This window comes from Nitratidesulfovibrio sp. HK-II (assembly GCF_003402415.2).
GTDB lineage: Bacteria > Desulfobacterota > Desulfovibrionia > Desulfovibrionales > Desulfovibrionaceae > Cupidesulfovibrio.
On sequence record NZ_AP036014.1, the window covers coordinates 2,987,596 to 2,998,799 of the forward strand.

Sequence of the window (11,204 nt, forward strand, 5' to 3'; positions counted from 1 at the left end):
CTCGGCGGCCCTGCCGGGGCGGCAGCGGAACGGGCGCGCGACTGGCGGAGGCATGCCCACGCCGGGCTATCCTTCCACCTGCCCCCGCCGCACCTTCAGGATGCGGCCCGCCAACGGCTCCAGCCAATCGCGGTCGTGCGAGACCACGATGACCGTGGTGCCGCGCCCGGCCACGGCGCGGGCCGCGTCGGCGATGCGCGCGGCGCTGTCCTCGTCCAGGCTGGCCGTGGGTTCGTCCATCAGCAGCACGCGGGGCGAAAAGGCCAGCCGGGCGGCCAGGGCCACGCGCTGGGCCTCGCCCCCGGAAAGTTCGAACCAGCGGCGGCGCAGGAACACGTCCGGGTCCAGGGCCACCAGTTCCAACGCCTCGCGCACGGCGTCCTGCGCATGGCGCACGCCGCGCCCGGACCGCACAGTCAGGCCGAAGGCCACGTTTTCGTACACGCTGCGGCGCAGCAGGTAGGGTTCCTGCAGCAGCAGGGTCACCGAACGGCGCAGTTCGGCCGTGCGCGCGGAAGACAGAGGCCCCACCGCCTCGCCCGCAAAGCGCAGCACGCCCTGGCTGGGCGCGTCCAGCAGGGCCAGCAGGCGCAGCAGGGTGGATTTGCCGCCGCCGTTGGGGCCGACCACCCCGGTGATGCCCCCGGCGGCAATGTCCAGCCGGGGCACGTCGAGCACGGTGCGTTCGCCATGGCGGCGCACCACGCCTTCCAGTTGATAGAGCGGCACGTGGCAACGGGCGCACAGCACGCCGCTGCTCGCCTCGGCAGGGTCGTCAAGGTCAGGGAGAACGGGGCTAACGGGGGGCACAGGGAGCCCGCTGGGCATCTTGTTTCCGCTCATCGTCCCGCCCTCCTGCGCAGCGCCGCCAGCATCAGGTTCAACAGCAGGGCGATGGCCAGCAGCACCAGCCCCAGGGCGATGCCGAGGGCGTAGTCGCCCTTGCCGGTTTCCAGCGCGATGGCCGTGGTGATGGTGCGGGTATGCCACTTGATGTTGCCCCCCACCATCATGGAGATGCCCACCTCGGAGACGATGCGCCCGAAGGCCGCCACCCCCGCCAGCATCAGGTGGTAGCGGGTTTCCCACAGCGTGGCCGTAAGCATCTGCCGCCCGTCAGCCCCCAGGGTGAGCAGGGTCAGGCGCAGGCGCGCGTCGGCCTGTTCCACGGCCAGCGCGGTCATGGCCATGACGATGGGCACCCCCAGCAACGTCAGGCCGATGGACATGCCGGGAATGGTGAACAGCAGCCCCAGTTCGCCCAGCGGCCCCTGCCGCGACAGCAACAGATACACCAGCAGGCCGATGACCACGGTGGGGAAGCACAACGCCGTATCCACGGCGATGCGCACCGCCTTGCGGCCGGGAAAGTCGTGGTAGCCGATCAGAAACCCGAGCGGCGCGCCGATGGCCAGGCACGCGGCGATGGACATTCCCGACGCCGCGAGGGTGATCCACACGGCGGAGAAGGTTTCCGCGTCGCCCATGGCCAGCAGGCGCAGGGCTGTGGCGAGGCCGTCGAGCAGGTAGTCCATGGGGTTGGAGGCTCCTTGCGGGGACTCTAAACGCTGCCCCGCCATGCAGGCAACGGCGATGACCAATGAAAGATGCCCAACTGCCGGGCATGCGGGCATGCCGGTTCGGTTGACGCCCACGCGAAGGCGGCGGAACGGCACTGCCGCCCCGCCGCCCGGGTATCTTCAACCTTAAAGGAAGCTACTTGCCCGCGTTGGGGGTAAACAGCGGCTTGTCCATCAGCTTGAAGTCGGCGATGCGCTTCTGGGTGGAGGGGCTGGCCATCCACTTGGTGAAGGCGTCGGCCAGGTCGGCCTTGGCGGAGGGGCACTTGGCCGGGTTCACGGTGATGGAGCTGTACTGGTTGAACAGCTTCTGGTCCTTTTCCACCACGATGGCCAGCGGGCCGGGTTCCTTCAGGCCTGCTTCATACTTGATCCAGGTGCCCCGGTCGGTAAGGGTGTAGCCGCTCTTTTCCGCGCACATGGCGATGGTGCGCATCATGCCCTGCCCGGCTTCCACGTACCATTCCTTGCCTTCGGGCACGCCCGCGCCGGTGTCCTTCCACAGGCGCAGTTCCAGCGCATGGGTGCCGGACTTGTCGCCGCGGCTGATGAACGGGGCCTTGCCGCCGGACAGGGCCTTCATGGCCTCGGCCACGGTCTTGCCCTTAACCCCCGCCGTGTCGGCCTTGGGGCCCACCATGACGAAATCGTTGTACATCAGCTGGACACGGTTGATGCCGAAGCCGTCACCCACGAACTTGGCCTCGGCCTCGGGGTCATGCACCAGCAGCACGTCCACGTTGCAGCTGCGACCCATTTCCAGCGCCTTGCCGGTGCCGGTGGCCGTGAACTTGAGCTCGATGCCCGTCTCTTTCTGGAAGGCGGGGGCGAGGTCGTCGAGCAGGCCGGTGTCGGCGGTGCTGGTGGTGGTGGCCATCATCAGCACCTTGTCCGCCGCCATGGACTGCGCGGGCAGCAACACGGTGAACAGGCAAAGCACGAGAAGCAGACGACGCATGGCATCCTCCGGGGTTGTCGTTAGTCGATGAGGGTCCGGTTTTTCTCCAATCGTCGTCAATGCTAGCAGCCATAACAGTCACGAAACAAGAGGAAAACGTGCACAAGGATTGACACTTTCCTTTCCCGAGACAAACAGCTTCAAACCATAAGTAACCATATCCGCCCATAAACACCCCAAATAAACTCAAACAAACATGCTAGAAAAAGCGGATGAAATGCCGCCGCGCCGCATTGCCGCCCTTGCGGGCGGTGCATTGCCGAAAAAAGCCCCGCTCCGGGTTCCGGGGCGGGGCGTCGTGCGCATGCGGCCGTGGCGGGGCGTCTTTGCGCACCGGGGCGGCTGAAACGTGACGATCAGTCGCCGCCGCCCCCCTCGTCTTCGCCATCGGCATCGGCCATGCCGAATTCCACCAGCTTGCGGTACACCGTCTGGCGCGACACGCCCAGCAACCGGGCGGCGCGGGCCTTGTTGCCCCCCGCCCGGCGCAGCGCGCCCCCCAGCAGTTCCCTGGTCAGCCGCTGGCGGCGGGTCGCCTCCGGGCCGTGGGGCGCGCCGTCTTCGTTCACCTGGCCGCCGTAAGGTTCTTGCGGCAGCCCACGCCCCGCCAAGGGCAGGTCCACGGGAGTGCCGTCGGGGAAAACGCCCCCATGCCCTGCTCCATGCGGCGGAATGCGCGGGGGCGCGGCCGGGGCCGCCATCTCGCCCGGCCCAAAATGCGCCGAAACATCCTCGCAGGGGATGATCCGGGGGATGGACGGCGCGGGAACGGTCAGCCCGGCGGCAATGCGCACTTCGGGCGGCAGGGCGTCCACGTCGATGACGTCGCCCCGCGAAAGGATGAAGCCGTGCTCCAGCGCATGGCGCAGTTCGCGCACGTTGCCCGGCCAGGCGTGCGCCATGAGCGCGTTCAGCGCCGCGGGGGTCACCCCGCCCACGCGGCGGTGGAAATGGATGTTGAACTGCTCCACGAAGTGATCCACCAGCAGCGGAATGTCCGATCGCCGGTCGCGCAGGGCGGGCAGGTGCAGTTCCACCACCCGCAGCCGGTAGTAGAGGTCCTCGCGCAGCCTGCCGGAGCGCACCAGATCGAGCAGCGGCCGGTTGGTGGCGGCGATGACCCGCACGTCCACCTTCACGGTGCGCGTGTCGCCCACCCGCTCGAACTCGCGTTCCTGCAACACCCGCAACAGCTTGAGCTGCACGGCGGACGAAACGTCGCCGATCTCGTCCAGGAAGATGGTGCCCCCGTGCGCCAGCTGAAAGCGCCCCACCCTGTCGCGCACGGCCCCGGTGAAGGCCCCGCGCACATGGCCGAACAGTTCGCTTTCCAGCAGGTGTTCGGAAAGCGCCGAGCAGTTCACCTTGACCAGCGGCCCCAGCGCGCGCGGCCCGCCCCGGTGCAGGGCCTCGGCCGCCAGTTCCTTGCCGGTGCCCGATTCGCCGGTGATGAGCACGGTGGTGTCGGTCTGGGCCAGTTCGTCCAGCAGGCGGAACAGCTCGCACATGGGCGTGCTGCGCCCGATGATCTGGTTCATGCCCGCCCGCTGGCCCAGGGCTTCCTCCAGCCCGGCCAGCCGGGTGACGTCGCGCGCCACCAGCAGCGCACCCAGGAATTCGCCCCCGGTCCCGGCCAGCGGGGCGGCCTCGATCTCGAACACCTGCTCCCGGCCGTCGGCCAGTTGGGCAGAAACCCTGCGCCGCCGCGATGCCCGGCGCGTGCCCAGGGTCTCGTCCAGCACCGGGCGGAACAGCGGCGCGAACACCCCCAACGCCTCGTCGAAACGGCGGCCCACCGTCTGGCGCGCCTCGCGCGCGCCGCCCGGCAGTTCGCGAGCGGCAAGGTTCATGCGCTGCACCCGCAACTCGGGGGTCACGGTCACCAGCACGTCGGGCACGGCCTGGAACACCGCCTCCAGATGCACCCGCAAATTTTCGCGTTCGGCCACCAGGGAACGGCGCTCGTCATCCAGGGCCTTGTGACGCAGGGCGCTGCGGGCCGCCTGAAGCATCTGCTCCTTGTCCACGGGCTTGATCAGGTACTGCTCCGCCCCTTCCGACACGGCCCGCACGGCCGATTCCACGCTGGGGCGGCCCGTGAGCAGGATGACCGGCACGAAGGGGCAGCGCTCGCGCACCAGGCGCGTGAAATCCAGCCCGTTCTCGCCGCGCAGCACGATGTCGGTGACCACAAGGTCCGGCGGGCCGCCGTTGGCCGGTTCCAGCGCGCGCGCCGCCTCGTCCAGGGACGCGGCCGTGACCACCACGTGGCCGTCGCGCCGCAGAAAGGCCGAAAGGGTGAAGCGGATGCTCTCCTCGTCGTCAACGAGCAGTATCTTCGCCATGGGCGACCTCCCCCCCAGGAATATTCGTTCCTTTGGCCGCGCCCCTGGCGTCCGCCGCGTCTTGGGCGTTTTCCACGCCGGGCGCAGCGGACTCGGCGGCAACCGCCGCCTCCGGCAGGATCACTACGGCCCGGGTCCCCGAACGCCCGTCGCTGTCCAGCACCAGCGAGCCGCCGTGGCTCTTGATGATGCCGTAGCTGATGGACAGGCCGAGCCCGGTGCCCTTGCCCTCCGGCTTGGTGGTGAAGAACGGCTCGAACACCCTGTCCAGCACCGCCGGGTCAACGCCCGTGCCGGTGTCGGCCACGGTCACGCATACGCAGGGTCCGCTTACCGCAAGCCGCCCGCCGGGCCGCCGCGTGCCGCGGCGCTCGGCGATGCACGTGCCCCGGCAGCGGTCGCCGCCATCACTCGGCGATGCGCCCCGTCGCGCACCCGTCCTGTGCGGCCCCTGGGAAGACCGGGCCGCCGCAAGGGTCAGGCGCTTTGGGTGCGCGGCCAGACTGCCGGATTCTCCGGGCGGGACCGCGTTCATGGCCTGGTGGGCGTTGGCCAGCAGGTTCATGAACACCTGCTGCAACTCGCCAGGACGGCCGACGACCATCAACGGCTCGTCGGGCAGATCCAGTTCTATATCCACCCCGTCGCCCTCCATGTGGGCGCGGCTGAGCGCCAGGGCGTCGTGCAGCACCTCGCGCAGGTCCACCCGCGCGTCGGTGTCGCGCCGGTCGCGCCCGAAGAACAGCAGGTTGCGCACGATGCCCGCGATGCGCTGCCCCTCGCGCAGGATGCGTCCGGCCAGCTCCGGCTGCGGCTCGTGGCGCATGCCCCCCTGGGCCGAGACGTCCGCGTCGTCCAGCATGAGTTGGGCGCAGTTGATGATGCCGTTGATGGGGTTGTTGATCTCGTGCGCCACCCCGGCGGCCAGTTCGCCCAGCGCGGCCAGTTGCCCGGCCCGCACGGCCTCGGCCCGCAGGCGGTGCAGTTCCGTCTGGTCCTCCACCACGCCCAGGCCGAACAGGGGCTGGTCGTCGGTGCCCCAGACCACCGTCGAGGTGACCCGGCACAGCCGAATCTGGCCGTCCGAGCGGCGCACCCGCACCTCGAAGCGGGCCACCCGGTCGCGCTCCGCCCGGTTGCGCTGCATCTCGAAGGCCAGCCCCTCGCGGTATTCGGGCAGCACCAGGTCCAACACGTGCATGCCGCGCATCTCGCCCAGGGTCAGCCCGGTGATGGTGCACAGCGCGCGGTTGGCCTCGATGACGTTGCCCGCCGCGCTGGTGTGCAGCAGGCCCACGGGCACGTCGTCGTAGATGCGCCGCAGCAGCCGCTCGTGGCGCCCCAGCGCGGCCTCGTGGGCGTGGACCATGCGGTCCTTGCGCTCCAGGGTGGCCTGCAGCTCTTCTTCGGCCCGGCGCTGGACGGTCACGTCGTGCACGTACACGGCGACCTGGGCCACGCGGCCTTCCGCGTCGCGCACGGGCACCAGGTTGTGACGCAGAACGCGCCCCCCGTCCCGATCCTCGAAGGAACCGGCGTGCCCGGCGGCGATGCACTGGCCAAGCTCCGCCCGGCGGCGCGCGGCCATTTCCGGCGGCATGTGGGCGAACACGCTTTCGCCGGTCATGTCCTGCCCGTCACGCCAGGCATGGCGCGACGCGGCGCTGTTGTGCGCCACGATGGTGCCGTCCGCCTCCATCAGAAAGGCGGCCCCCGGCGCGGCGTCCAGCAGGGCGCGACGGGTTTCGCCCACCTCGCGCAGGGCACGGCGGGCGATGACGGCGTCGGTGATCTCCACCCCCACCAGCAGAACCCGGCACATGATGCCGTTGCCCGGCATCCCCCGCGCGGCCAGGGTCACGTTGAAATGCCGCTCGCCCGCGCGGCCTGTGACGGCCAGTTCGCCCGTCACCCGCTGCTCGCCCGCGAAGGCGCGGGCCAGCAGGGGCGCAAGCTGGGCGGCCACGCCGGGCGGGACGAGTTGCTCCAGCCGACGGCCCCGCGCCTCCATGCGCCAGACGCCGAACAGCGATTCGAATCCCCGGTTGACCATGCGCACCCGGCCGTCCGCATCCACGCACAGGGCCAGCAGGGGCACGGCGTCCAGGAGCATGTCCGGGGTTTCGGGGTCGGCGTTCAGGGGCAGCAGGCGCGCCTCTGCCTTGCGCAGCCGGTGGCGCAGCACGGCCACCTCGGCCCGCAGGCGGTGCAGTTCCTGTTCCGGGGTTTGCGGGGGGGGCGGCGGAAACATTTCGGCCGGGGCGGCAGATGGCGTGTCGGGCGGCACGGCCGCGCCCTTTCCGGGCAAGGGGGACGAGTGGGGCATGGAAGATGCGAAAGGCGCGGCGGCGGCACGCGCGGGACAACCCGGCATGCCCGGCCCGGAAGGCACCTCCGCTGCGAGGGAAGACGCCCCCGACGTACGGGAGGACGCGCCCGGCGGAGAAGTCGCGCCGGGCGGGGAAGTCGCGGAGGCCCCCTGCGTCGCCGAAGACGCCGGACCTGCCGTGGGCACGGAAGGCCGAGGGGGCGAGCCCCCGGCGCGGGGCGGCGTGCCGGGGCGGTGGGCGGCGCGCTTGGGCATGGTCTACTTGCTCACCCAAAGGGAAAAACGGTTCACCTGGTCGTGCAGCCGTTCGCTGACGCTGCGACCGAACATGCGGCGCATCAGGGTGTCCGGCAGGGCGGTGCGGCGGCCCACGGCCACCACGGCAAACCTGCCCTGCTCGGCCACGCGCAGGATGGTTTCCGCCTTGTCCCCCCTGTCCGTCCTGTCGCGGGCGTGCACCATCAGCACCCGCACCCGCGACTCGTCCACGCCGTTGGCCAGCACGGCATCGCGCGCGGCGGCTATGGCCTCTTCACCGGACAGGGGCGCGTCAGCCATGCCCGGCAGACCGGCAGGGCCGTGCGCACCGGCCGCGCCGCGCCCCGCGCCGTTTTCCGGCTCCCGGCAATGCAGCAGGGTCACGGTGTGGTTCTCCGCGCCGGGGGTGGACAGCATGAACCCCACGTGGTCGGCCATGCGCAGGTTCTCGCCCGATCCGTCCACGCACAGCAGCACGTCGGACAGGTCCGGTTCCGGCTGGTGGCACACCCACAGGGGAAAGGCTATCTCCTCGCCCAGCAGCCCGCGCGAGACGCTGGTGGTGTAGGTCTGCTCCAGCCAGCCCAGATAACGGCGGCCGGACACCACGGCGTCGTACAGGCCCTTGTGGGCTTCCTCGACGATGTCGCGCACCACGCCGAACTGGCGGGGCACCGCGCGCATCTCCACGTTTTCGGAGGCAAAGCCGTGCTCCACGGCCCACTTGCGCGCCCGTGCCAGTTGCTCCATGCCCTGCCGCATCTGCGCGTCGGACAGGATCACCTCGCCAAGCCCGGAACTGTACGCGTCGGGCACCACGTAGAACAGCGTCAGCCGCAGGGACGACTTGTTGCGGAAGAACCCGGCCACGAAGCGCAGGTTCCACGATTCACCGCCGTCTCCGCCCATGGTCAGCAGCAGGTGGCGCTCCATGGCGGGCCTACTGGAACAGGTAGCCGTAGCGCACGGAAATGCCGTCGGTGCGCTCCGCGATGTGCGCCACCAGGTCTTCCACGCCTTCGGCCGTCACCACGCCCACCTCGCGGGCCAGGTAGTGGCGCAAGGTACCCTCGCTCTGCGAGAACACCCAGACCACGGAATAGGCCGACCCAACCGAGGGGCGCGAAGGGAATTCCGGCATGGTGGAAAGCAGCACGCGGATCTTGGGCGCGTCCTTTTCCGACAGCACGAACAGCGAACTGGAGTTGAAGGTGTCCTTCAGGCGAAAGGCCAGGCGCGCACCCAGGCTGTCGGTGCCCTCGTGCTCCACGGCAACCTGCACGGCACGGTCCACGCCCGGCGCGGGCTTGTCGGCAACGGCCTTGGGCGCTGCGTCGGCCGCCTGCGCGGCCAGCACGGGGGAACCCGCCAGGGGGGAAAACAGTGCGGCGGCGATCAGGAACAACGAAACGGACAGCAGCAGGCGCGCCCATGGGCGCGGTCTCGATGCGGGGATGTAGAGCGGGGACGGGCGCGACATGACACAACCTCCTTGCGGTTCACGGATCGTCACACAAGGGTAGTCGCTGCCGGACCATTTAGCAAGACGCGCCCCGCGCGGGCAGCCGCATGAACAGTGTGGCCACCAGCGAACAGCCAGCCAGCGCTGCGCCCAGATAAAACGGAATGCGGAAGTCCATCATCCACAACATGCCGCCCACCGCGGGCACCACCACCGCCGCCACGTGGTTCACCGCCACCCCCACGGCCATGCTGGGGGCGATGTCTGCCGGGTCGGCGATCTTCTGGAAGTAGGTGCGCACCGCCACGATGAAATTGAAGAATATCTGGTCCAGCACGTACAGCAGCCCCACCAGCCAGCGGTCTTCCACCACGGTGTAGGCAAGGCAGATGCCCCCCAGCGACAGGCATTCCAGCACCAACAGCCTGCGTTCGCCCACGGCGTTGATGGCCCTGCCGATGAGCGGGTTGAGGAACCAGTTCACCGCGTTGTTGAGCATGAAGAACAGGGTCATCTCGCGCACGCCGAATTCAAAACGCTCCACCAGCAGAAAGGCCGAGAACACGATGAATATCTGCCGCCGCGCACCGCCCAGCAGGGTGAGCAGGTAGAACAGCCAGTAGCGTTTGCGCATGACCATGCCCCGGCGCTGCACCGGCAGGCCCTGGGCGCGGGGGTCTTGCGTCAGCGCCCACAGCCCGGCCAGTACGGCCAGCCCGCCCGAGATGGCGAACAGCCCGGAAAAGGGCAGCACCCCGGCGGCCACGAAGATCACCGCGCCGATGGCCAGGTTGCCCCCGGCGTTGAGCCCGCGCAACCGCCCGATGACCAGCGGCGCGGTGCGCACGTCGAAGTATTGCAGAATCAGCGACTGGTTGGTGGTTTCAAAGTAATGGAACCCGAAGGACATGAGCATGGTGGTGAACACGATGCCCCCGAACGACGGAAAGAACCCGGCGGCCAGCACGCCCACGCCCAGCATGACCACTGAAAGCGCGGCCAGGCGATGCTCGCGCAGCACCAGCAGCAGCAGGATGACCCCGATGGACAACAGGCCCGGCACCTCGCGCAGCGACTGGACGAGGCCGTTCTGCGCGCCGGTAAGCCCCGCCTCGTGCACGGCGAAGTTGGTGTAGAGCGTGCTCCAGCCCTGGTAGCCGATGGCGTTGGCCAGGGTGAGCACCAGCAGAAAGACATACATGGGCCGGTTGGGAATGGTGGGCAGATCGGGAATGCGCTGCACGCAGGGCTCCTGCGGGGCGGGACCGGAAAGGCCGCGCCGGGTGGGGAAATGCGAAGGGAGGGGGGCCGGTGTCGGAAGGTGTGCCCTACTCCCGCGTGTGGGCACTGTCAACGCGGCAAGGGCGCACGCGCAGCAGCGAGGGCACACGATGCATGAAGCCGCACCGAAGGGCGGGGCGTTGCGGACGGGGCCTCGCGGAGCGCGGGGCGGCGACGGGCGGCTATGCGTCGCCGAATACCTCGGCCTCGAACCAGTACAGTTCGGTATGCCCGTCCCGCCAGGCACCTCGCCACGCATCGGGGGGCAGGCCCGCCTTGCGGCAGGTCTGGGCCAGGAAGGTCTCGCGGTCCCATCCCCATTCCACGGGCACCTGCGGCAGCAGCACGCCGGAACGGAACCCCTGGCGCACCAGCAGCCCGTGCCGCCCGATGCGCACGGCGGCGGGGTCCGCACAGCGGGTGATGGGGCCGAGCACCGAGATGTCCAGTTCCAGCGCGGGAACCTCGGCGGCGGTCACGGGCGGAAAGCGCGGGTCCTCGAAGGCCGCCGCGCGGGCCATGCGGGCCACGGTACGGTACAGCGGGCCGTCGCCCACCATGGAGCCGATGCATCCGCGCAGGTGTCCGTCCTTCTTGAAGGTGACGAACGCCCCGAGGGAACGGTGCAGCACGCCGGGGGGCGGCGCGGGGACGTCGGTCTCGCCGGGTTCGCCCATGGCGTCGAGCCCGGCCGGTCCGGAGGGGTCGGACGGGTCGGACGGGCCACCCGAAGCGCCAGGCATACCGTGTTCTCCTGCATCGTCGGCCAGTTGGCGCAGCACGACCCAGCGGACCAGGTCGAGCAGCCAGGCCCGCTCGTCGGCGGACAGTTCCAGCCGGAACGCGCCGTCACCGGCGCTGGCGGCTCCCGTGGAATCATGGGGCGCGGACATGGTGGCTCCCTTGCGCGGCCCGGCGGCGACGTCATGCCGCCCGGCGGGGACCGCGCATGGCCATGGTGCCAGAGCCGGTCCGGCGCGTCCACCCATGC

9 protein-coding genes are annotated in these 11,204 nt (G+C 69.9%); all 9 read right to left on the reverse strand.

What is annotated here, in order from left to right; all coding sequences use genetic code 11:
- Positions 1-66 precede the first annotated feature (66 nt).
- The 9 genes from RVX_RS12495 to amrA all read right to left on the reverse strand — a co-directional run bounded on the left by RVX_RS12495 (position 67) and on the right by amrA (position 11,106).
- A complete protein-coding gene (locus RVX_RS12495) occupies positions 67-843 on the reverse strand; it encodes an ABC transporter ATP-binding protein (RefSeq protein WP_230404610.1) in 777 nt (258 codons plus the stop codon).
- A complete protein-coding gene (locus RVX_RS12500) occupies positions 840-1,535 on the reverse strand; it encodes an ABC transporter permease (protein ID WP_420192313.1) in 696 nt (231 codons plus the stop codon). Before RVX_RS12500 ends, RVX_RS12495 begins: the two co-directional genes overlap by 4 nt.
- 181 nt (positions 1,536-1,716) lie before the next feature.
- Positions 1,717-2,538 carry a substrate-binding domain-containing protein gene (locus RVX_RS12505; protein ID WP_116306156.1) on the reverse strand — a complete coding sequence of 274 codons (822 nt, stop codon included), beginning with the start codon at positions 2,536-2,538 and terminating at the stop codon, positions 1,717-1,719.
- A gap of 356 nt (positions 2,539-2,894) precedes the next feature.
- Positions 2,895-4,883, reverse strand: coding sequence for a sigma 54-interacting transcriptional regulator (locus tag RVX_RS12510; protein WP_116306157.1), 1,989 nt, complete (start codon positions 4,881-4,883; stop codon positions 2,895-2,897).
- Positions 4,861-7,209 carry a PAS domain-containing sensor histidine kinase gene (locus RVX_RS12515; RefSeq protein ID WP_230404612.1) on the reverse strand — a complete coding sequence of 783 codons (2,349 nt, stop codon included), beginning with the start codon at positions 7,207-7,209 and terminating at the stop codon, positions 4,861-4,863. Before RVX_RS12515 ends, RVX_RS12510 begins: the two co-directional genes overlap by 23 nt.
- Before the next feature lie 261 nt (positions 7,210-7,470).
- Positions 7,471-8,403 carry a universal stress protein gene (locus RVX_RS12520; protein ID WP_116306159.1) on the reverse strand — a complete coding sequence of 311 codons (933 nt, stop codon included), beginning with the start codon at positions 8,401-8,403 and terminating at the stop codon, positions 7,471-7,473.
- Positions 8,404-8,410: 7 nt separating this feature from the next.
- Positions 8,411-8,950, reverse strand: coding sequence for a hypothetical protein (locus tag RVX_RS12525; RefSeq protein WP_116306161.1), 540 nt, complete (start codon positions 8,948-8,950; stop codon positions 8,411-8,413).
- A 58-nt stretch (positions 8,951-9,008) separates the two neighbouring features.
- Entirely contained in the window at positions 9,009-10,175 is a 1,167-nt protein-coding gene (locus RVX_RS12530; protein WP_116306164.1) for an MFS transporter, read from the reverse strand.
- A gap of 220 nt (positions 10,176-10,395) precedes the next feature.
- On the reverse strand, positions 10,396-11,106 hold the full coding sequence (gene amrA, locus RVX_RS12535; RefSeq protein WP_116306165.1) for an AmmeMemoRadiSam system protein A: 711 nt from the start codon (positions 11,104-11,106) through the stop codon (positions 10,396-10,398).
- Between the last annotated feature and the right edge of the window lie 98 nt (positions 11,107-11,204).

Excerpts from the sequence above, each read along its gene's own strand:
- RVX_RS12495 (WP_230404610.1), bottom strand. The coding sequence starts at position 843 with ATGAGCGGAAACAAGATGCCCAGCGGGCTCCCTGTGCCCCCCGTTAGC.
- RVX_RS12500 (WP_420192313.1), bottom strand. The coding sequence starts at position 1,535 with ATGGACTACCTGCTCGACGGCCTCGCCACAGCCCTGCGCCTGCTGGCC.
- RVX_RS12505 (WP_116306156.1), bottom strand. The coding sequence starts at position 2,538 with ATGCGTCGTCTGCTTCTCGTGCTTTGCCTGTTCACCGTGTTGCTGCCC.
- RVX_RS12510 (WP_116306157.1), bottom strand. The coding sequence starts at position 4,883 with ATGGCGAAGATACTGCTCGTTGACGACGAGGAGAGCATCCGCTTCACC.
- RVX_RS12515 (WP_230404612.1), bottom strand. The coding sequence starts at position 7,209 with ATGCCCCACTCGTCCCCCTTGCCCGGAAAGGGCGCGGCCGTGCCGCCC.
- RVX_RS12520 (WP_116306159.1), bottom strand. The coding sequence starts at position 8,403 with ATGGAGCGCCACCTGCTGCTGACCATGGGCGGAGACGGCGGTGAATCG.
- RVX_RS12525 (WP_116306161.1), bottom strand. The coding sequence starts at position 8,950 with ATGTCGCGCCCGTCCCCGCTCTACATCCCCGCATCGAGACCGCGCCCA.
- amrA (WP_116306165.1), bottom strand. The coding sequence starts at position 11,106 with ATGTCCGCGCCCCATGATTCCACGGGAGCCGCCAGCGCCGGTGACGGC.